Here is a 21,705-nt window from a genome sequence, read left to right as displayed (position 1 = left end):
CCCCCATGAACCGCGTGACGCCGCATCTCCGGCGTCCACCGCATCCCACCCCGCGAACGTGACGATCGCGATCGCCCCTCTCGGTGGGGCAGGACAAGGGAGATAATAATCCTTATAGGGATGATGTCAACAAAGAATAGGAAAAAATGTTTGGGGTCTGTCTTGCCGCCTCCAACTCGTCATTCCCCGGCAAACCAATTGGTTTGCCTGAAGGCGGGAGCGACGTCGCAGACGGCGATCACGCGCCCGGAATCCCAACCTGTTTTGCGCTGAACATCTCGCGATTCCGGGTTCGCGTCCGGCAAGTGCCGGCCGCGCCCCGGAATGACAAGCGTGGGTCGGGACTCCCCGGCATCGAACAATACGTATGACGCGAATACCGCCAAAGGCGCCAAAACCGCTGCATTCGTAAGTATCCGGCTACGCGACGAAACAAATCTCCGCTTCCACGAAACAATTTTCTACACGGACGCCATCGGCTGGAAACCGGCCGGGACTACACCTCCATGCAACAAGTAGCCGCGTAGACGGCAGGAGGCCGCCATGAACCACTCGATCCACAGCGCAGACCGCAGCACGCATCTGAAGATCGTCGTTGTCGCCCTGGTTGCCGGCATCGCGGTTGCAGGTTTCGGCATTGCCGCCCGCACGGGTACCAGCGACGGCACCCAGACGGCTCGCGTCATCAAGGCCGGCCAGCCGACCGCGCTCACCAGTTCGAACACGACGGCGGTTCGTTGATTGTCGCATCAGGACACCGGACCGGTTTGACATAAATTAGCGTGATGTGCCGGTGATGCCGGCGCACCGCGCGTTTCAACCTTGGCACCCTCGACAGTCCTTCTGCCCTGCCATAGTAAATCCTTGAGCGCATCGACGCGCCCGAAGATGCAGGACAGACCTTTGACTGTGACAGATGTGGCGCCGGGTGCAGGCGAAGCCAACAGCACCATTCGTCAGGCTTCCGCGACGAGCCCCCAAACTGCAACCGACGCGATCATCAATTCCTATGCCGGCCGGTCGATGCCCATCGATCATCTGCGGACCTTCGTCACGCCCGAGATGAATTTCGCGACGCGCATCATCAAGGCTGGTGCGCCGGTGCGGCCACTGATCTATAGCAAGCACACGCTGCCTGACTTTCCGATCGTCTCCAATGGCGCGAGTTACGACATCTACGACTATGTTTCGCGCAACCGCGTCGCCGGACTTCTGGTGATGAAGGACGACGAGGTTCTGCTCGAACATTACGATCTCGGTATCGAGGCATCGACACGCTGGCTGTCGATGTCGATGGCGAAATCCTTCAGCACCACACTGATCGGCGCTGCCATCCAGGACGGGTACATCAAGAGCGTCGACGATACGCTGGTGACTTATCTTCCCGAATTTTCCGGCACCGCCTATGAGGGCGTCAGCGTGAAGACGCTGATGCAGATGACGTCGGGCCTGCGCTGGAGCGACGACCAGACCGATGCGAATTCCGAGCGCCGCAAGATGCTCGCATTGCAGGTCGGGCAGGAGCCCGGTGCCGTCATGCGCTACATGGCTGAGCGCCCGCGCGCCGCGGCGCCCGGCACACAATGGACCTATTCGACCGGCGATACCCATGTCGTCGGCGCGCTGGTGAAGGCCGCCACCGGCAAATGGCTGAGCGATTATCTCTCGGAGAAGATCTGGTCCAGACTCGGCATGGAGGCCGATGGCGCCTGGTGGCTGGAAGCGCCCGGCGGGCTGGAAGTCGCCGGCAGCGGCCTGTTCGCCACCCTGCGCGACTATGCACGCTTCGGCCGTTTCATTCTCGATGACGGCGTGATCGACGGTGAACGCGTGCTGCCGGAAGGCTGGGTCCGCGAGGCCGGGGCATCCAGACAGATCAACGGACAGCGCGTCGATTACGGCTATATGTGGTGGATCGTGCCAGCGCCCGACGGCACGCTGGATGACGGCGCCTTCGTCGCGCGCGGCATTTTCGGCCAGATGCTGTACATCAATCCAAAACAGCGCGTGATCTGCGTCGTGCTGAGCGCGCGCTCGAAGCCAACCACGATGAACGCGCCTATTCTGGACAATGATTTCTTCAATGCGGTGGTGAAGGCGCTGAAGTGAGGCGCTGGCTTCCTAACCTCTCCCCGCTTGCGGGGAGAGGTTAGGAAGCCGCTCGCTTGTTCTACCCCACCCTGCTCCGCTTCGCCTGCGCCGCGACGCTCAGCTCGGGCCAGTCTTGCGCGATGGCCTCGATCAGCCAGTTGCGATAGCGGCGGATCAGCGGCGCATCCCAGCGGTCGGCGCGGGTGATCAAGTAATAGATGCCGTCCGAATAAGGTTGAAAGCTCGCATTGTCTTTTCCAATCTCGACGAGGCGGCCGGATTCCAGCTCATGCGCAACCACCATATGGTTGGACAGCGCGACGCCGCGGCCGTGGATCGCAGCGTCGAGCGTCATGTGGCCCTGCCACAGGCGAGGACCGCCGAGGTCGAGTTCGTCATAGATGCCGTGCGCCGCCAGCCAGTGCGCCCAGCTGTCGAAGTCCTCTTCATGCAGCAGGCGCTGGTTCAGCAGATCGCGCGGCGTCTCGATCGCCGGCATTGAGGCCAGGTAGGCCGGGCTGGCCACCGCGACGATCGGCACACGCGCCGCCTCGATGCAACGCAGGCCGGGGGCGAGCTGCAGCGGATTGCCATAGACCGACTCGAAGCGGATATCGATATCCGTCTCGTGCGAGGCGAAATCCGGCCGGCGATCGGTGGGGCGTAGCTCGATATCGACGTCGCGATTGGCCTTCTCGAACAATCCGATCTTGCGCGACATCCAGTGCAGCGCGAAGCCCGGCGCGCACCAGATCAGCAGGCGATGATTGTCACCGCGCCGCATCAGGTCGATGGTGGCATCGGCGATGGCATCCATCGCCGCCGCAATATGCCGGTGATAACGCACGCCGTCATCGGTCAGCGAGATGCTCGATGAGGTCCGGTCGATCAACTTGGTGCCAGTCCATGATTCCAGCGTGCGCAGATGCCGGCTGATCACCGCGTGATCACGCCCGAGGCTCTGCGCCGCGCGGCGCACGCCGCCGAGCCGTGCCACCGCATCGAAGGCACGCAGCGCCTCGAAAGGCGGGATCGACTTGCGCGACGGCGGGTTCAGCGCCGGGGCCGGCGCAGCTCCGGCGTCGTCCATCACGACAGGATTGGGGCCTGGACTGGAGACCGGCTTCATCATCCATCCACATTCGGTTGGCGGCACGACCGCCAGGCGGATCGTCCCAGTGAGACAAGCATTCAGCGAAGCAAGAGACATGCCGGTGTGCGCAGAGGCAAGTCGGCAGGGCTGCGGCAAGATGGCAGCCTAGCACGGTGCGCCCGGTGCACCACCATGCCCCTCATTGGCATCTTCCGAGTCATCTTGATGGCGTTACCCTCGTGAGGTCTAACGATGGCTCATCGCGCGCTGCGCGGCGGCCGCTGCATGGGGATCACGACGCTGACCGACCTGTTTCAACGGCCACCCTACCGCGACCCGCTCCATCCCGGCGGCCCCCTGCTGCCACGCTCCGGCTGGAGCCGGGCGCCGATGCATCGTTGGACCTTCCAGCACATCCGCGAGATGACGCCGACCGCGCAGGTCTGGCGCGGGCCGGGCCCGGTAATGCCGATGCGCGAGAATTTGCAGGCGCTCGATACGGTTGCTTTCAGCTTTGACGGCCGCGAGCTGGGCTTCGAGAGCTTTCTGACGGACAACGCTACCGACGGCATGCTGGTGCTGCACCGTGGCGCCATCGTCTATGAGCGCTACTTCAACGATATGAAGCCGCACAGCCAACACCTGTCGATGTCGATGGCCAAATCGATGGTCGGCATGGTCGCCGGCATTCTCACCGACCGTGGCGTGCTCGATCCCAAGGCGCCGGTGACGCACTATCTGCCGGAGCTTTCGCGCACCGCCTATAGCGGCGCGAGTGTGCAACATGTGCTGGACATGACCACCGGCGTGGTGTTCGACGAATCCTACACCACGCCCGGCTCGCATATGGTCAAGCTCGGCTATGCCTGCGGCTGGCGCGTCAACGATCAGCCGGACTACCCGCGCACCATGTGGGAGCTGATCCTGACGCTGACCGAACAGGACCGTCCGCACGGCGCCCTGTTCCAGTATCGCTCCATCGAGACCGACGTGCTCGGCTTCATCCTCGAACGTGCCACCGCAACTTCGCTCTCCGAATTGGTCAGCCGGGAATTATGGGCGCCGATGGGCGCGCAGGAGGACGGCTATTTCACCGTCGACCACGGCGGCTTCGCGCTGGCCGATGGCGGCTTCTGCGCAAGCCTGCGCGACTATGGCCGCTTCGCCCAGATGATCATCAATGGCGGACGGTCCGGCGATCGTCAGGTGATCCCGAAAGCGTGGATCGACGAGACCCGCAACAACGGCAACACAGAGATTTTTCAGGGCTTTTTCCGCGAGACGCTGCCCGAGGGCGCCTATCACAACAAATGGTGGATCGAGGACCCCCGGGGGCGTGCCATGCTGGCACGCGGCATCTTCGGGCAATTGATCTATATCGATCCGGAATCCGAATTTGCTTTCGTCAAGCTCTCGACCTGGCCCGAGGTCACCAGCGTGCCCCGCGCCCGCGAGGCCGTCGCCGCCGCGCATGCGATCCGCGATGCGCTCACACGATAACCGAAAGGCAGCGTGATGGGCCGCTTCCTGCTCGGACGTCTGCTGCAGGCGGTGCCGACACTGATCATCGTATCGGCGGCGATCTTTTTTGCCATGCGGCTGATCCCCGGCGATCCTGCTTCCGTCATGCTCGGCGATCTCGCGACGCCCGAACAGGTCGAGGCGCTGCGCCGGGAGATGGGTCTGTCCGGCGCGCTGCCGTCGCAATATCTGACCTGGCTCGGCCATATTTTTTCCGGCGACTTCGGCAAGTCGATCTCATCAGGCGAACACGTGCTGCCGCTGATGCTGGACCGCTTCGCGGTGTCCGCGACCATCGTCGTTACAGCCGTGGTGTTTGCCGCGCTCATCGCGGTACCGGCCGGCATGTTCGCAGCATGGCGGCAGGGCACCTTCGCCGATTACGGCACGGTGGCGCTGTCGACGCTCTTGTTGTCGATCCCGAGCTTCTGGCTCGGCCTGATGATCCTGCTGGTGTTCGGCATGTGGCTCGAATGGTTTCCCGTCATCGGCTACGTGTCGCTGAGCGAGAATTTCCGGCAGGGCGTACTGTTCATCTTCATGCCGGTGCTGACGCTGATCATGGTCGAACTCGGCCCGATCGTGCGCATGGCGCGCGCCTCCACCATCGAGGTCTCCCGGCTCGAATATATCACCCATGCCCGCGCCAAGGGCCTGTCCGAATCCGAGGTGATGTGGCGCCACGCGTTTCGTAATGCGTTTGCGCCGACCTGGACATTGATCGGCCTGATCCTCGGCGGATTACTCGGCGGCATCGCCATCACCGAGACGGTATTCACCATTCCCGGCCTCGGCCGCCTGCTGGTCGAGGCGATCTATGCCCGCGACTATCCGGTGGTGCAGGGCTGCATCCTGTTCATCAGCGTCATCTATGTCATCGTCAATCTGATCGTCGACATGCTGTATCCGCTGTTTGACCCCAAGATCGCCCAATGACGCGCTACTTCCCCCGCCTCGCGCGCGGCCGCGCCAATCTCCTGATCGGCGGCGGCCTCGTGCTGCTGCTGACCCTGCTCGCGATCTTCGGGCCGATGCTGGCGCCCTATGATCCGCTCAAGCTCAACCTGCGCGCCGTGCTGAAAGCACCTTCCGCATCGCATCTGTTCGGCGCCGACGAATTCGGCCGCGATGTGCTGAGCCGCCTGATCTATGGCGCACGCACCACCGGCTGGATCGCGCTCGCGACCGTTGCCATCGCCGTCTCACTCGGCCTGTTGTTCGGCATCGTCGCCGGCTTCCTGCGCGGCTGGACCGACAGGATACTCATGATCCTCAACGACTCGCTGCTGGCCTTTCCCGGCCTGCTGCTGGCGCTGTTCATCATGGCGATCTCCGGCGCCAGCCGCGAGGCGCTGATCCTGGCGCTCAGCGTCGCCTATATGCCCGCCGTGGTGCGCGTCGCACGCGCCAGCGTGCTGTCGGTGCGCGAGCGCGAATATATCGAGGCATCGCGGGTGATGGGCAATTCGGAACTGGTGACCATGGTGCGCCATGTGCTGCCGAACTGCATGGCACCGATCACGGTACTGGCCACCACGATGTTCGGCTGGGTGATCCTGTCGGAGAGCGCGCTAAGCTTCCTCGGCCTCGGCGTACCGCCACCGGCGCCGAGCTGGGGCAACATGCTGGCCTCGGGCCGGCCGTTCATCACCCAGGCGCCGTATCTCCTCATTTTGCCGGGCCTGTGCATCTCGCTGACGCTGCTCGGCATCAATATGCTGGGCGATGCGCTGCGCGACTGGCTCGACCCGAAGATGCAGGCGTAATGCGATGACGATGAAACCCGATCCATCGCAGCCCGTCATTGCCGCCGAGCATCTGACCGTGACCGTCGGCCCCGGCGGCAATAAGCTCGTCGACGATGCCAGCTTCTCCATCATGCCCGGCAGCATGCTGGCGCTGGTCGGCGAATCCGGTTCGGGCAAAACCATGGCCGCGCGCGCCGTGCTCGGCCTGCTGCCGACACCGCTGATTGCGGCGCCAGGCAGCAGCATCAGGTTCCGCCACACCGAGCTTGTTGGCATCGCGCCGCCGGCACTGCGCAAAATTCGCGGCGCGCATATCGGCATGGTGTTCCAGGAGCCGATGGTGTCGCTCAATCCCTCGATGACAATCGGCCGGCAGATGGCGGAAGGCCTCGCGCTGCATCACCGCCGGCTGTCGCGCGGCGAGATCCGCGAGCGCTGCCTCGCGATGCTGACACGCGTCAGCATCCCCAACCCTACACACTGCCTCGATGCCTATCCGCATGAATTTTCTGGCGGCATGCGCCAGCGCATCATGCTGGCCTCGGTGATGCTGCTGAAGCCGGACCTGTTGATCGCCGATGAGCCGACCACAGCGCTCGATACGCTGGTGCAGCGCGACGTGCTCGACCTGATGGTCGAGTTGACGCAGGAGAACGGCACCGCGGTGCTGCTGATCAGCCACGACCTCGGCATGGTCTCGCATTATGTGCGTGACGTCGCCGTGATGCTGAAGGGCCGGATCGTCGAACAGGGTCGTAGCCTTGATGTGTTGTCGTCGCCGCAGCACGAATACACGCAGCGTCTCGTCGATGCACTGCCGCGGCGAAGCGCCGGCGGATTGCGCAGTGCCCGCGAGGTCAAGCCGCTGGTCGAATTGCGCGACGTGGTGATCGGCTATGCGGGACGCCCGCGCCTGTTCGGCCGCCTTGAGGCCAAGCGCGCCGTTGATGGCGTCGATCTCACCATCGGCGAAGGCGAGACGCTGGCGCTGGTCGGCGGCTCAGGCTCCGGCAAGACGACGCTCGGCCGCGCCACCGTCGGCCTGATCACGCCGACCTCCGGCAGCATCGCCTTCCGCGGCGGGCAGATCATGACCTGGCGCGGCCGCGCGGCGCGGCTGCAGCGCGAGGAAATGCAGATCATCTTCCAGGATCCGTATTCCTCGCTCGATCCGCGCCAACGCATCGGCGACATCGTCGGCGAACCACTGCGCCTCGACACCACAATGGATGGCAAGGCGCGCGAACTCCGCGTGCGTGAGGTGCTCGACGAAGTCGGCCTGTCCCAGGACTTCCTGCGCCGGCTGCCGCATCAGCTCTCCGGCGGCCAGCGCCAGCGCGTGGCCATCGCCCGCGCCATCGCAAGGCGGCCCGCGTTCGTTGTCGCCGACGAGCCGGTGTCGGCACTCGACATGACCGTGCAGAAGCAGATCCTGAAGCTGATCCGCGATCTGCAGGACCGCTACGGTTTCGCCTGCCTGTTCGTCTCGCACGATCTCGGCGCCGTCGAGCAGGTCGCCGACCGCGTCGCGGTGATGCAGAACGGAAAGATTGTCGAGGTCGGCAGCCGGGACGACATCTTCGACCGGCCGCAGCATGACTATACGAAGCGGCTGCTGAATGCGGCGATGCTGCTGGACCGGAGATTTGAGGGAGCGGTGGCCGCAACAGCCGTCTAGCGCCGATTTCTCCGGCCCTCATACGCGGGCGGCGCGAAGCGAGCTTTGCTAGACAACCCGCGTATCCATCTTTGCCCCACACGCCACTCTCGTCGCCTGAAAGATAGATTGCCGGGTCAAGCCCGGCAATGACGTGGGGAGAGGTCGGCGCACACCATCTCCAAGCGCTCCTCCCACTTCTCCAAGTATCCCCCCACGAAAAAACCCGGAGCCGTCGCTGGCTCCGGGTCTTCAAGTCTACCGTAACGCTGCGGGCAGTTACGGCTTCTTCCACACACCCCAGGCGCGCGGTTTTTCGAGCGGCCACGACTCGTAATTCACGAGCTTCGGCGAGACCGCCTCGATTACGGGATAGTAGTAAAGCCCGAGGATGGGCACTTCCTCTGCCATTTTGGCGTGGAGCTGCTTGAGGATCGCCCTGCGCTCGTCAAAGCCGATGGCGTTTAGCGCCTTGAGATAGAGCGCCTGCGCGTCCGGATCATCCCATTGCGAGGTCGGCGCCTTGGCCTTGTTGCCGATGATGGTGCCATACATCAGCATCGGGTCGGCGCGGGAGGAATAGCCAAAGGACTGGAGCTGGAACTTGCCGCTCATCCAGTTCTCGAGTTGCGCCGCCCAGTCGATCACATCGAGCTGCACGTTAAAGCCGGCGGCGTTGAGCATGGCCTGCACCACGACGGCATTCTCATACATGCCGATATAGCGCTTGTTGGTCTGCATCTTGATCGGCTCGCCCTTGTAGCCGGCTTCCTTCAGCAGCTTCCTGGCGGCTTCCGGATCGTATTTCGGCCAGGCCTGGAACGACTTGTCGAAATAGGCCGAGGATTCCGCGACACCCGACGGATTGAATTCGGTGAGACCCATCAGTTTGGTCTCGGCCATCTCCTTAAAATCGATCGCATGGGCCAGCGCACGGCGGATCTTGACGTTCGACATCAGGGGATCGGTGGTCTGGATCAGGATCGCCGACAGCGACAGGCCGGGCGCGGTCTTCACCACGGCGCCGCGCTTCTTCATCTCCTCGATGCGGGAGACCTGGAGATAGGTAACGATATCGACCTGCCCCGCAAGCAACGCGGTTTCCGCCGCGGTCTTGTCGGGGATGACGACGAAGCGCACCTCGTCGAAATAGCTGGTGCGGTCGCCGCCGAAACCGTCGCGCTTCTGCTTCGACGGCACATAGTCCGCGAAACGCTCCAGCGAAACATACTGCTCCTTGCGCCATTCCTTCAGCTTGAACGAGCCGGAGCCGATCGCAGAATTGGCGATCCAGTTGCCGTCGGCATCGACATTCTTCGGGCTGGCGATCCAGAAATTGCAGACGATATCGGCGAGCCGCACCAGGAACAGCGTGTTCGGCTTGTCCAGCGTGAACACGACGGTGCCGTCGTCGGGCGCTTCCACCGATTCGACCTTCATGCCGCGCGACCCGTCGAAGCTCGCGGCGCAGACCCATGGCGCACCGGACTTCGGGGCCGCCATGCGGCGGTCCCACAGCCACTTGACGTCGGCGGCCTTCACCTTGTCGCCGTTGTGATAGACCATGCCGTCGCGGAGCTTGAAGCTGTAGGTCTTGCCGTCCGGCGACACGTCCCAGCTCTCGGCTGCGGCGGGGCCGATGGTCATGTCGTTCCTGTGCGCGACAAGCTGCTCATAGATATGGTTGAGGACGTGATCGGTGAGATTGTCGCTGCGCGAGGCGTCGAGGGTGCGGATATCGGCGGTCATGACGATGCGCATGGTGCCGCCGCGGATCGGCTCCTCGGCGGCGGCAGCGCTTGCGAATGTGAAAGCCGCGACAATGGCGGCGAAAGCAGATCTCATCCTCATGCGGCTCTCCAAATCACGTTGCACAAATGTCTAAAGTCCAAAGTTCCGTGCCGTCTCGTCGAGTGCGCGCTTGAGCTTGTCGACGAGTTCATCGATCTCGGCATGAGTAATGACCAGCGACGGGCTGAGTACGATCGACTGGCCGACGGCGCGAACGATCAGGCCCTGATTGTAGGCGGCCTCGCGGCAGAAGACCCCGGCGCCGTCCTCGACCGTGAAGATCTCGCGGGTGTCCTTGCCCTTGACCAGTTGCAGCGCCGCCAGCGTGCCTATGCCGCGCACCTCGCCCACGACCGGATGCTGTTCGAATTGCGCCAGCGCCTGATGCAGATAGGGGCCGATATCGTCGCGGACGCGATCGACCAGGCCTTCGCGTTCAATGATGTCGATATTGGCGAGCGCCACCGCGCAGGCGACGGGATGGCCGGAATACGTATAACCATGGGCAAGCAGTCCGCCACTGCCAATCGTCTCGAACACCCGCTTGTTCATCGCAACCGCGGCGATCGGCAGATAGCCGGAGGACAGGCCCTTGGCCAATGTCATCAGGTCCGGCGTGATGCCATAAGTCTGAGCGCCGAACCATTGGCCGGTGCGGCCGAAGCCACAGATCACTTCATCCGCAATCAGCAGCACATCGTATTTGCGGCAGATGCGCTGGATTTCCGGCCAGTAGGTCGATGGCGGATCGATCACACCGCCAGCGCCCTGCACGGGTTCGCCGATGAAGGCCGCGACATTCTCGGGCCCGAGTTCGAGGATCTTCTGCTCGAGCGCCTGCGCGGCCTGCAGTCCGAACTCCTCTTTGGTGAGCTCGCCACCGAACATGTACCAGTGCGGATGCTGGATATGCGCGAAGCCGGGCAGCGTGCCGCCGTCCATCGCGTGCATATGCGGCATTCCGCACAGGCTCACGGCTGCCAGCGTGCTGCCGTGATAGGCCATGGTGCGGCTGATGAAGGTGCGCTTGGCCGGCTTGCCCTGCAGCTTCCAGAAATAGCGCACCATGCGGACGATGGTGTCGTTGGCTTCGGAGCCGGACGAGGTGAACAGGAAGTGGTCGAGACCTTCCGGTGTCAGCTGCGACAGCTTGTGCGCGAGCTCCGTCATGGCCGGGGTCGTCGACTGGAAATGGTTGCTGTAGAAGGGCAACTCCGCCATCTGCCGTGTGGCAGCCTCGACCAGTTCCTGCCGGCCATAGCCGACATTGACGCACCACAGCCCGGCCATGCCGTCCAGGAATCTGCGCCCGTCACTGTCCCAGATCTGGCAGCCCTCGCCGCGCACCACGACGCGGGTCTTGCCGCTGGTGATCACGGCGGGATCGGTGAAGGAATGGACGTGATGCGCGCCATCGAGCGCCTGCAAATCGCCGGTTGTTCTTGTTGTATCGAGCATGTTTTTCTCCGACGACGCCGGACAGCCACGACAGGGCCAGCGTCAACGAAGGGATCATCGAATTGCCCAGGCGATTGCGGGAGATGCCAAACAGGGGGTCGGTGGTGCGCGCTGCGCACCGTGAGGGATGACGCTTCAATAAGAACTCGTCATGCCCGGGCTTGTCCCGGGCATCCACGCCTCACTTCACTTCTGTCAAAAACGTGGATGGCCGGGACAAACCCGGCCATGACGGCGGAGAGAGGCGTGCGCCGCGGCTCTACGCGTGGCGATCGAAATCCGCCGGGGTCAGCTCGATCGGCTGGCCATGCGGCGTGCGATCGGCGGCGTGGTCCCAGGCGTCGCGGTAGCGATGCAGCGTATCCGCCGTAGTCACACCCTTCTCGGCGATCAGATTTTCCAGCGTCGCCAGCCAGTGGCGGTAATAGGTCTCGCCGGTGTCGGCATCGCCGCCTGCCTGGGCGCGCTTGATCTCGGCAGCCAGCGCCGCAGCCCATTCCGTCCAGGTAAACACGCCGCGCTCATGCAGCGTCACGGCCATGGCAAAGGCCTGGGCCTCCCACGGCTCGCGAAACACCGGACCCTCGGCGTCACAGGGGATGCTCGGGATTTCGGCCTTCGCACGGGTTGCAGCTTGAGTATTGGTCGTCATCACACCGACTCCAGACATCAGGCGAATCCTACACCGCCGTGCGCCTCACGCAAATGTCGCTGCGTGACGCGCATGGCAGGTGTCTAATTCCTGACCTGCGAGAAAAACTCCAACATAAAGCGCGATATGCGGCGCGTTGCCCCGTCTGCAGGCTCACACTGCACAATCTGCGATCTTGCTCCGCTGAATAATTTTGGCGTACCCGTCGCTGCACTCGATCCCGTGAATAAAAGGTAGACTTAAGATGGAAAAGCCGAGCCTCATCCTGACCGGAGGACGCGTGTTCTGTGGTCTCAACGAGGGCTTTGTCGAAGCCATCGCGATCGCATCGGGACGCGTGCTGGCGACCGGTTCGGCCGAGACAATCGCCGAGCTTGCCGGGCCGGATACGCGCATCATCGAACTCGCCGGCCGCACCGCCATCCCGGGCCTGAACGACGCCCATATGCATCTGCTGCCGCTCGGCCTGACCATGACCGAGATCAATCTGCGGCCGGAGACCGGCGCCAACTCGATCGGCGAAATCCTGCGCCGCGTCGCCGAGAAAGCCAAGACGGCCAAGCCCGGCGAATGGATCAATGGCCGCGGCTATGACCATTACGAGCTCGCGGAAAAGCGTCACCCCACCGCGGAAGAGCTCGATCAGGTTTCGCCAAACAATCCGGTCTATCTCAAGCGCACCTGCGGCCATGTCGCTGTGATCAACACGCAGGCGATGCGCGCAGCCGGCATCGGCCACAACACGCCGCAGCCTGATGGCGGCATGATCGAGCGCCGCGACAACAAGCTCACCGGCCTGCTCGCCGAACGCGCGCTGCGCCTGATCGTCGACGCCGCGCCGAAGCCCAGCGCCGAACGCCTGCGCGATGCGATCGACCGCGCCAGCCGGTTCATGCTCGAGCAAGGCTTCACCAGCGTGATGGACGCCGCGGTCGGCATGGCCGCGGGCATGGACGAGATCGATGCCTACGAGCATCTTGCGAAATCGAATACGCTGCCGATCCGCACCTGGGTCTGCATCTACGGCAACACCGACGGCATCGGCGATCAGGCCCATGCTGCAGGTTATCGCTTCGGCCGCGAGGTCGGCATGCTGCGCTATGGCGCGATGAAAGTGTTTGGCGACGGCAGCGCCGGCGGCCTCACCGCTGCGATGTCCGAGCCCTATCTCGTGGGCGATCCCGATAACCGCGGTATCTTCTGCTACACCGACAAAGAGATGCACGACTATCTCGCGCATTATCACGGCCTCGGCTACCAGCTCGCGATCCACGCCATCGGCGATGCCGCCATCGAGCAGGTGCTGTCAGGCATCGAGAAAGCCTCGACGGCGGAGAACCCTATCCTCGGTCGCCGCCACCGCATCGAGCATTGCGGCTTCCTGAGCGACAGCCAGATCGCACGCATGGCCGCCTCGGGCATCGATCCGGTGCCGCAGCCGGTCTTCATGTATGAATTCGGCGATCTCTACATCACCAATCTCGGCCAGGCGCGCACTGATGTCGCCTATCCCATGCGCAAGTGGTTCGACGCCGGCCTGCATCCCGCAGCGAGTTCGGACGCGCCGGTCTCGACCACCGATCCGTTCAAGAACCTGTTCACGATGACGACGCGCATGTCCAACCGCCACACAGTGCTCGGCGAAGGCCAGAAGCTGTCGATGGCGGAAGCGATCCACGCCTACACCTATTTCGGCGCCTATACGCAATTCGCCGAAGATCGCATGGGCCGTCTGGTGCCGGGCCAGCTCGCGGATATCGCCGTGCTCAGCCACGACGTCTTCACCTGCGCGCGCGAGGAAGTCGAGAAAGACACTCGCTGCGATCTCACCATTCTCGGTGGCGACGTCGTCTTCGACAGGCTGGGTCAAGTCGCGGTCGCCGCCGAATAAAGGGAGCGCAAGACGCTGCGCTGTTCAATCCAGCGTATTCTTCTTGCGATCCCGATCTGGTCTATGGGTGTCTGGTCGGCTGACCCTGATGCAGGTCATGCCGACCGGGGCGGATCTCGACTAGAGATGTCGTCATAACGATCACGATCTTTAATTGCCCCGATATTCAGGGTTTCCCCCAATAGCAATACGCGCAGCGATCGAGATGATTGCCTCTCTGATTTTTCGGCTGAGATTCGCTGAGGCCGAAGTCGCCCAACGAAGACCGCCTGGTGATCGGAGAAGTCATCATGCGAAAATACTTAGGGACGACCGCGTTCAGTCTGGTTGTTATTTCAGTATCAGATCTGCTGGATTGCTGCACTGCAAATGCCCAGCAGGTCGTCGCGAACGGCACCACGCAGAACGCGAGTGGAACGATCAACACGGGCGTGTTGGCGCCCACGGCAGGCTACGGGCTCTACGCACTCAACAATGGAATCATCGATAGCTTCAGCCCGCTGAGTGTGATCACAGGGGGCTCAGCCTCCCACGCGGCATACGCGCAGAGCGGCGGCAGTATCACGCTCTTCAGCGGCTCGTCCGTTTCGACCACCGGCGGAGGCGGAGTGGGTCTGTTCGCAACGGGGATCAACTCGATCGTCAATGCGACCGACACCACCGTCTTCACGACAGGTAGCAACGCCTACGGCGTCGAAGCGGCACAGGGTGGGACCGTAAACCTTGCCGGCGTTTCGGTCACGACAGCTGGCAGTATGGCCTATGGTCTTTTTGCCACCCAAGCCAACGCGATGATAAGCGCGACCAACGTGACCATCAACACGACCGGGGGCGCTGGCTACGGAGCGCGGGCGAATGCAGCTGGGCATATCGCTCTCAATGGAGGCTCGATCACAACCACCGGCAGCGGCGCCGACGCCCTCATCACCATCGACAGTACCGCCACGATTGATGCGGCAAATATCATTATCCGTACAAGTGGCCCAACGGCCAGCGGCGCCAACGGGTTTTACGGAAGCATGACACTCGACAATCTTGCGGTCACGACGATTGGCGACAACTCGCACGGAGCCAGGGCCGACAATGCCGGCTCCGTCGCAGTCACAGGAGGGACGTTCACAACCTCCGGAGCCTCATCGTTCGGCCTGCTGGCGACATTGGGAAGTACGTTGACTGCAACCAATGCCACGGTGGTCACGAGCGGGGCCAGTGGAATTGGCGCAAGCGCGCAATTTGGTGGCCAGCTCATCTTGAACGGCGGAACAGTCACAACCACAGGCACATCGGCGGCAGGTCTTTTTTCGGTCGGGTTGCTTTCGACTCTATCGGCCACGCCGGCGGTTCCGACAGCACTGATATTGCTCGACGACGCCGCAACGCCTTCTGCCAGTCCAACCGGCTCAACTCTCACTGCGAACGGTGTGACAGTCAGAACATCCGGAACCGGATCTCATGGTGCGAGCGTCCGCGGCGGAAGCAGCCTTGCGCTGAACGACAGCACCCTGACCGTTTCCGGTGCGGGCGGCGCCGCGCTGTATTCTTCGGCCTACGATGCGGGGGCCAGTATTGCGCAGATTTCAAACAGCACACTCAGTTCAGCCCAGGGCGCAGGTATCCGGACCTCCGGCACGACGCTGAATGCAACATTCCTTGGCTCCTCCCTCGCCGGAAATCCGAATCTCCTGGAAGTCGTTGCCAATGGAACGCTGAACTTGATAGCAGCATCTTCGACACTTACCGGCGCAGCGGTGACGGACGCGGGAAGCACGTCAAATGTGACATTGCAAAATGCAACGACATGGAAGGTGACCGGCAACTCCAACGTTTCCAATCTTAGCAACACGTCGAGCTTGATCGATTTTGCACCGCCGTCGGGCGGGGCGTTCAAGACGCTGAGCGCCATCAACTATACGGGCGTCGGCGGAACCATCGGATTGAATACGTTCCTCGACACGGATGGTGCGCCATCCGACAGGCTCGCGATCAACGGCGGGACCGCAACGGGTGATACGTCGTTGCGCGTAACAAACGCAGGTGGCGGCGGCGAGCTGACTGTAGGCAACGGCATCCTTGTCGTCGACACGACCAACGGCGGCACGACGGCGCCGGTTGCATTCAAGCTCGCTGGACCGGTCGTGGCTGGCCCCTTCGAATATACGCTCCATCGCAGCAGTGTAGATGGTAGCAACTCGCAAGCATGGTATCTCCGCTCGACGCTCGATTGTAGTCTGGCCCCCAACGCAGCGGTATGCCCGTCGCCGCCGGGACCAGCACCGCAACCGCCGGTGCCGAACTTCCGGCCGGAGACCTCCCTCTATGCTGCGGTGCCTGCGATGGCCCTGCTCTACGGACGGAACCTCCTTGATACGTTCCACGAGCGCGCAGGCAACCGGGAGGACGTCGGTGGACGCACTGAGCCGAACGCCGATGCGCCCTTCATCGGAGGCTGGGGCCGCTTTATCGGCATGACCGGGCGACGCGACGGGGACGCGCGCGGCATTTACGGCACCGGTCCGCAGTACACATATAACTTCCTTGGCCTTCAGGCTGGCCAAGACTTTGTGCGCCGCGAACACAGCAACGGCAGCCGGGATCATCTCGGTTTATATTTTGCTCTCGGCGGGGCCTACGGGCGAGTTACTCATTATGACGGCATCACCGGCGAAAGTGACGTCAAGGGCTACACTCTCGGCGGTTACTGGACCCACTTTGGCGCGACTGGTTGGTATTTCGACACTGTGCTGCAGGGCACCTGGTACGACGTGACCAGCAACGCCAATCGTGGGCTAACCTCGCTCACCACCGACGGGGCGGGTATCGGCGGATCGGTCGAGGCAGGCTATCCGATCAACTTGCGCCACGGATTTTTCATCGAGCCGCAGGTCCAGATCGCCTATCAGGCGATTGATCTCGCCGGCAGCCGTGACGTCGGCGCCCAAGTTCGCTTCGACAAAGTTGATTCGTTAGCAAGCCGGATCGGCGCCCGTATTGGGCGTGATTGGAGCATCGGTGACGATGCGAGCCGCCGTCGTTTAACTGCTTGGATCCGCCCAAGCCTCTGGCACGAATTTCGCGGAAATCCTCTGACCGAGTTTTCGTCCGATACCGGCTTCACCCCTTTTCAAGCCACACTCAACGGCACGTGGGGCGAATTGAACGCCGGCGTCAGCGGCCGGGTGACCTCGAATGCCACTCTGTTCGCCAGTGTTTCGTATCAATCTCGCTTCGAAGGAAAGAGCTACGCATACAACGGCAAGTTTGGAGCCAATTTTAGCTGGTGAATATTCGACGCCCGCCTCCGAGAGCCCGACTCATCATGAGTGAAGGGCGATGGATGATTGTGCTCCGCCCCCGGCGACCAGACGGTCCATGAGATCGCAGAGTACCACTCGCCGCCTGAGTTGCTGGTTTACTGGGGAAATGTCGCCGGCAAGGGTCGCCTCCTCATTCGAGGGCACTTCCGCCTCCCATCGCCGGCGAGACGATCACGCAGGTCCAACCAAAGATCGACTTAGTTTTCGCGCGCTTCTGCTGTGACGCAGAACGCTGATGTCGCCGACCAGGGCGGAGGGCTCACAGAGCTACGCGGCCTCCGTCGGAGGCCGCCGCTTCGTTTGTATATGGAGACTCCGTTGATCGGCGACGGGTCAATGGAGCGCCATTTCAATGACGACAAGGCGCCTTAACGGACGCGCTTGCGACAGGAGGCACCTGTTCCGCTGACCGCTGCACGGCATTGGTCGATCGTGTCATAACTACAATCGGTGCCCCGCGACTGTGATTTGGCGCACCACGCCCTCCCCTTGGCTTCGCTCTGCGTGGTGACGAATACCATGCTCGCGCTCGCTACGATCGTGGAAACAAGCAGGGACAATAAGAAACGCTTCTTCAGGTTCTGCATCGCATCCTCCTTTTCAATCGTCGGAATAATGGATGACGCGATTGCATCACGATATCGGGTGTTGACCTGATCCGAGCCGCGGAATCACCCCTGCGATCGCAGCGAAAGATCGTGATGCGCTGGAATGGCTATCGCAGGCGCAACGGTGCAATCGTATCGCTCACCTGCAATAGCGATGCGATACCGGGTGGGATCTTCCGCTCGATGTGCGGACCCAGCAACGACCATGGCGCCAGTAATACCGGTTATGCCAATGCCGCCTGTGACTCCCCACGGCCGCTCCGGTGGCAGCGCCTATGGCCGCGCCGCGTCGCCCACCGACGGCGCCGCCAATGATGGCACCGGACACTGCGCCGCGTCCTGCTGCGCTTTGGGCAAGCGCATCCGCCAGCGGAACCACTGCAGACAGCGCGAGTAGAACGAGCAAGGCTGAGATCCTTCGCATGCGTAACTCCCTGACAATTGATGCTGTGGCCCCCGCACGCGTTCCGATTTGAAATGCACATCCAGAGCCATGGCTATCGGGGAAAACCCTTGGTCGGCGCACATGACGCGCCATCGCATGTGTCAGCGCCTTACTAATTATTCACTGGGACACGCGGCTCTTCCGAATTATTGGAGCGCGATGCGATACTTTTTCCATATCCTGGACGGGCCGAAAGTTTTTCCCGATGAGGTCGGAAGCCGCCATTCAAATCCGAAGCTTGCGATCACGCAGGCTCGCGCCCTTGCTACGGAATTGAGCAAGGCAGGCGCGCTTTGCAGGTCCAGCCTGGTGTTCGTTCTCGACGAGAACGGCAACCGGATCTTCAGATGCCGGGCCAACTGACGGCTTCGCATCTGGCTGCCGTTGCATATGCGGATCGGGACGTCGCCGAAGAAGTTGCCGAGTATCAGGGTAAAGCCCGATACCCGCTCAGGTGCTTTCCCCTATATCTCCCGTCGCGTCTCAGTTTTTCCGGGCTATCCTGCACCACGTCGTCATTTACGGGGTTCGGTCGTGCGGGCCAGAATCTTCAGATTTGCAAAGATCCTGATGGCGTTTTTCGGCATCGCGCTGATGACGATCTTCGCTGTCCGCATCTACGATTCGCAGCGCGGCCTGCCACTCGAGACATGGCATACCTACGTTCCGCATGAGCTCCATGCGAGCAAGCTGGATACTGCCGACTGGGCGCAATACATGGCGGCCGAGGCAGAGCTTTTCGACGAGGTCCAGCGCGAGGTATCGCAGAAGCTCGATGCGACAGAACGTGTGCCACCCAATCGGTACTTCGAAGGCAGCCCGGTCTATCCCCCGCATTTCGTGCAGGATTTCAACCGCTCCTTTGTGCTGGAGCCGAAGAGGAAGCCGGTCGGGGCGGTCGTGCTTCTTCATGGCCTGACGGATTCTCCCTATAGCCAGCGCCATATTGCGCGCTTCTACCGCGATCAGGGCTTCCTGGCGATCGTGCCCAGGCTGCCGGCACATGGCACGGTTCCGGCCGCACTGACCGATATCGCGTGGGAAGACTGGATGGCTGCCACGCGGCTCGCAGTGCGGGAAGTGAAGAAGCGCGTGGATTCGCCCGTGCCGCTGCATCTGGTGGGATTTTCCAATGGCGGTGCACTGGCCATCATGTATGCGCTGGATGCCATCGACGACGAAAAACTGTCGCGACCCGACCGCCTGATACTGATCTCGCCGATGGTGGGTATCACCAGTTTTGCACGGTTTGCCGGCCTCGCGGGATTTCCGGCAATTCTGCCCGCCTTCGCCAAGGCCGCATGGCTCGATGTCGTTCCGGAGTTCAATCCCTTCAAGTACAATTCATTCCCGGTGAACGGCGCGCGTCAATCGCATCTTCTGACCAGGGCTCTGCAACGGAGGCTCGCGCGCTATGCGGGTGAAGGCAGACTGGACCGGTTTCCACCCATCCTGACATTCCAGTCGCTGATGGATTTCACCGTCAGCACGCGGGCCATCGTCTCCGATCTCTATGCCCATCTGCCGGCCAATGGGAGCGAACTCGTTCTGTTCGACGTCAACCGCACCGCCCGATTTGGCCCGCTGCTCCGCACCAGCACCGATACCGCGCTGGCACGCATTGTACCTGCCGGCCCGCGGCGCTACCGCCTCGCCGTCATTACCAATTCCGGTGACAATAATGACGACGTGATCGAGCGTGTGACCGAGGCCGGCACCGTCGACGAGCATTCCCGCCCGCTCGGCCTGAACTATCCACGGGGCTTCTATTCGCTGTCGCATGTGGCGCTGCCATTTCCGGTCAGCGATTCTCTCTATGGGGCGGAGCCGGACAAGTCCGAGGATTTTGGCGAGAACCTCGGTACCCTGGCGCCGCGCGGCGAACGCAATGTGCTGATCGCCAGCCTCGACTCGCTGATGCGGGCGTCATCAAACCCGTTCTTCCCCTATATGGTCGGCCGGATCGGTGAGAGCATTCTCACCCCCGCAAAGACCGCCCAACCCGCCCGATAAAGCGATGACCGATGATAAATGCCGACTATCGAAGAACGAGATTGGATATGCCTAGTGCCAGATTCAATCCGATCTGGCCCTCGACAGAGAGCGGCTGCAGCGTGATCGTACGGCGTGATCCGCCGACGAGAACATTGGCGCCAAGACCCAGGCCGATGGCAACATTTCCGCTTGCCCCGACATAGCTGCCTCTCAACGTACCGCGGCCGATATTACTGTTGCGCGCAAAGACACCCCAGAACAGCGTTCCCCCGCGCGTGACACCAACATCGAGGCCAACCCGCCTGATCGTGCCTCTGTAGCTGTATTGCCGTGCAGCCACGGTCGACAGGAAGACACATTGCATCTCCTGGCGTGAGCCTAGAACCAGCCCGACTCTCGGACCGGTGCTGCATGTCAGTCCGCCGACGCGGAAAAGCTGTTGCGCGTGAGCCGGTGCGGATAGCATCTGCGGGATCAGGAAGGCGCATGCCACGGTCAATATGCGAATGCTGAACATTTGCTTCCCTCTCGAAACCGCGACAAAATAACCAGGCTTCTGCCGGACGAGGCTAGCCGTCAGCACGCAATAGTTAATCGGGAAAAACCCTGAAGAGGTCATGATGAGTACCCGGATTGCCGGGGAACATTGATCTGGATTCAGGTACGCGCAGCAACGCCTGTCCCCGCGGAAAATTCCAGGTCATGCGCAGAGGTCGGAGCGCCACAACTACGGCTGCTTTGCCTCGCTTTTGGCCGAATCCGGAAACTTTAAAATTCGGTAAGAAAGTGGCGGCGCCGATGGACAAACGCCATCTTCAGCTCAGGCGACCGCTCCTGAAAGTTCCCAGATATCGCGGGCCCGGATGGCCGGCCGCAAGAGCGCCGTCGTCGTTGTCTCTGAAGAGAATGGTCGGGTGATGTTTGGATCAATCAAGGCGTTCATCTCGCGTGCGATGGAAGACGCCAATCAACGGAAAAACGTCGAGCAGAGAGAGCTTCTCATCGTGACCGCGGCATTGCTCATCCGCGTTGCCACCGTCGATAGCGAGCTATCGGATATCAGGCGCGTCAGATTGCATGCCATTTTCAGATCGCATTATGGGCTGGATGACGCGGCTACGGTTCAGCTTCTCGTTGATGCAGATGCAGTCGCTCGTAGCGCGGTCGATCTTTATCGCTTTACCCGGCAACTCAACGAGTTGCTCGATGACGATGGACGTCGACGGATCGTTCAACTGATGTGGGAGATCGTTTACGCGGATCAGCGGGTGAACGAATTTGAAGAGAATCTGATCTGGCGTGCGGCAGACCTTCTGGGTGTATCGTCCCGGCAGCGGGTCGAACTTCGACAGCGCGTCGTCGCTGGCATAAAGAATTTGGCCGCGATGTCAGCCTGACGACACGAACATCGCATCCATAGCGATGTCGATTGTTCGGCATG

18 protein-coding genes are annotated in these 21,705 nt (G+C 62.1%); 11 read left to right on the top strand and 7 right to left on the bottom strand.

Annotated features, from left to right (window positions below; genetic code table 11):
- Positions 1-543: 543 nt before the first annotated feature.
- Both CHC01_RS07355 and CHC01_RS07350 read left to right on the top strand, forming a co-directional pair.
- Positions 544-741, top strand: a complete 198-nt coding sequence (locus CHC01_RS07355) for a hypothetical protein (RefSeq protein ID WP_089263559.1) — start codon at positions 544-546, stop codon at positions 739-741.
- Positions 742-909: 168 nt separating this feature from the next.
- Complete coding sequence (locus tag CHC01_RS07350) at positions 910-2,109, top strand: serine hydrolase domain-containing protein (RefSeq protein ID WP_244558260.1); 1,200 nt, start codon at positions 910-912, stop codon at positions 2,107-2,109.
- A gap of 61 nt (positions 2,110-2,170) precedes the next feature.
- Here the strand turns inward: CHC01_RS07350 and CHC01_RS07345 are convergent, their stop codons facing one another.
- Positions 2,171-3,220 carry a LysR substrate-binding domain-containing protein gene (locus tag CHC01_RS07345; RefSeq protein WP_210421651.1) on the bottom strand — a complete coding sequence of 350 codons (1,050 nt, stop codon included), beginning with the start codon at positions 3,218-3,220 and terminating at the stop codon, positions 2,171-2,173.
- 216 nt (positions 3,221-3,436) lie between these two features.
- On the opposite strand from CHC01_RS07345, the gene CHC01_RS07340 reads away from it, so the two are divergent.
- The 4 genes from CHC01_RS07340 to CHC01_RS07325 are packed head-to-tail and all read left to right on the top strand — an operon-like array spanning position 3,437 to position 8,131.
- Positions 3,437-4,684 carry a serine hydrolase domain-containing protein gene (locus CHC01_RS07340; protein WP_244558236.1) on the top strand — a complete coding sequence of 416 codons (1,248 nt, stop codon included), beginning with the start codon at positions 3,437-3,439 and terminating at the stop codon, positions 4,682-4,684.
- 15 nt (positions 4,685-4,699) lie between these two features.
- Positions 4,700-5,641, top strand: a complete 942-nt coding sequence (locus CHC01_RS07335) for an ABC transporter permease (protein ID WP_089263557.1) — start codon at positions 4,700-4,702, stop codon at positions 5,639-5,641.
- Positions 5,638-6,471 (top strand): ABC transporter permease, encoded by an 834-nt coding sequence (locus tag CHC01_RS07330; RefSeq protein WP_089263556.1) that lies wholly within the window; start codon positions 5,638-5,640, stop codon positions 6,469-6,471. Before CHC01_RS07335 ends, CHC01_RS07330 begins: the two co-directional genes overlap by 4 nt.
- Positions 6,472-6,475: 4 nt before the next feature.
- Positions 6,476-8,131: a dipeptide ABC transporter ATP-binding protein gene (locus tag CHC01_RS07325; protein ID WP_089263555.1), complete on the top strand. Its 1,656-nt coding sequence runs from the start codon at positions 6,476-6,478 to the stop codon at positions 8,129-8,131.
- Positions 8,132-8,389: 258 nt separating this feature from the next.
- On the opposite strand, the gene CHC01_RS07320 is transcribed toward CHC01_RS07325, so the two are convergent.
- The 3 genes from CHC01_RS07320 to CHC01_RS07305 all read right to left on the bottom strand — a co-directional run bounded on the left by CHC01_RS07320 (position 8,390) and on the right by CHC01_RS07305 (position 12,029).
- The gene (locus tag CHC01_RS07320) at positions 8,390-9,961 is read right to left on the bottom strand and encodes an ABC transporter substrate-binding protein (RefSeq protein ID WP_089263554.1); all 1,572 of its coding nucleotides are present in this window, start codon (positions 9,959-9,961) and stop codon (positions 8,390-8,392) included.
- A 30-nt stretch (positions 9,962-9,991) separates the two neighbouring features.
- Entirely contained in the window at positions 9,992-11,359 is a 1,368-nt protein-coding gene (locus tag CHC01_RS07315; RefSeq protein WP_089263553.1) for an aspartate aminotransferase family protein, read from the bottom strand.
- Positions 11,360-11,618: 259 nt separating this feature from the next.
- Entirely contained in the window at positions 11,619-12,029 is a 411-nt protein-coding gene (locus tag CHC01_RS07305) for a nitrile hydratase accessory protein (protein ID WP_502695633.1), read from the bottom strand.
- Positions 12,030-12,255: 226 nt separating this feature from the next.
- Here CHC01_RS07305 and CHC01_RS07300 point away from each other — a divergent pair, with 226 nt between their 5' ends.
- Together CHC01_RS07300 and CHC01_RS07295 are read left to right on the top strand one after the other, a co-directional pair.
- The gene (locus CHC01_RS07300) at positions 12,256-13,902 is read left to right on the top strand and encodes an amidohydrolase (protein ID WP_089263550.1); all 1,647 of its coding nucleotides are present in this window, start codon (positions 12,256-12,258) and stop codon (positions 13,900-13,902) included.
- A 272-nt stretch (positions 13,903-14,174) separates the two neighbouring features.
- Positions 14,175-17,183, top strand: coding sequence for an autotransporter family protein (locus CHC01_RS07295; RefSeq protein ID WP_089263549.1), 3,009 nt, complete (start codon positions 14,175-14,177; stop codon positions 17,181-17,183).
- Between the two features lie 401 nt (positions 17,184-17,584).
- Here the strand turns inward: CHC01_RS07295 and CHC01_RS33450 are convergent, their stop codons facing one another.
- Complete coding sequence (locus tag CHC01_RS33450) at positions 17,585-17,803, bottom strand: DUF3551 domain-containing protein (RefSeq protein WP_089263548.1); 219 nt, start codon at positions 17,801-17,803, stop codon at positions 17,585-17,587.
- A gap of 160 nt (positions 17,804-17,963) precedes the next feature.
- Positions 17,964-18,248, bottom strand: coding sequence for a YMGG-like glycine zipper-containing protein (locus CHC01_RS33445; RefSeq protein ID WP_089263547.1), 285 nt, complete (start codon positions 18,246-18,248; stop codon positions 17,964-17,966).
- A gap of 69 nt (positions 18,249-18,317) precedes the next feature.
- Here CHC01_RS33445 and CHC01_RS33440 point away from each other — a divergent pair, with 69 nt between their 5' ends.
- A complete protein-coding gene (locus CHC01_RS33440) occupies positions 18,318-18,632 on the top strand; it encodes a DUF6894 family protein (RefSeq protein ID WP_089263546.1) in 315 nt (104 codons plus the stop codon).
- A 207-nt stretch (positions 18,633-18,839) separates the two neighbouring features.
- Entirely contained in the window at positions 18,840-20,282 is a 1,443-nt protein-coding gene (locus CHC01_RS07275; RefSeq protein WP_089263545.1) for an alpha/beta hydrolase, read from the top strand.
- A 25-nt stretch (positions 20,283-20,307) separates the two neighbouring features.
- On the opposite strand, the gene CHC01_RS07270 is transcribed toward CHC01_RS07275, so the two are convergent.
- Complete coding sequence (locus CHC01_RS07270; protein WP_349633092.1) at positions 20,308-20,883, bottom strand: DUF992 domain-containing protein; 576 nt, start codon at positions 20,881-20,883, stop codon at positions 20,308-20,310.
- Positions 20,884-21,127: 244 nt separating this feature from the next.
- Here CHC01_RS07270 and CHC01_RS07265 point away from each other — a divergent pair, with 244 nt between their 5' ends.
- Positions 21,128-21,661 (top strand): tellurite resistance TerB family protein, encoded by a 534-nt coding sequence (locus tag CHC01_RS07265; RefSeq protein WP_244558235.1) that lies wholly within the window; start codon positions 21,128-21,130, stop codon positions 21,659-21,661.
- Positions 21,662-21,705 lie beyond the last annotated feature (44 nt).

This window comes from Tardiphaga sp. OK246 (assembly GCF_900188215.1).
GTDB classification, from domain to species: Bacteria; Pseudomonadota; Alphaproteobacteria; order Rhizobiales; family Xanthobacteraceae; genus Tardiphaga; species Tardiphaga robiniae.
Note: the sequence above shows the minus strand (reverse complement) of the source record. Positions and strands in the feature narration are given on the sequence as shown.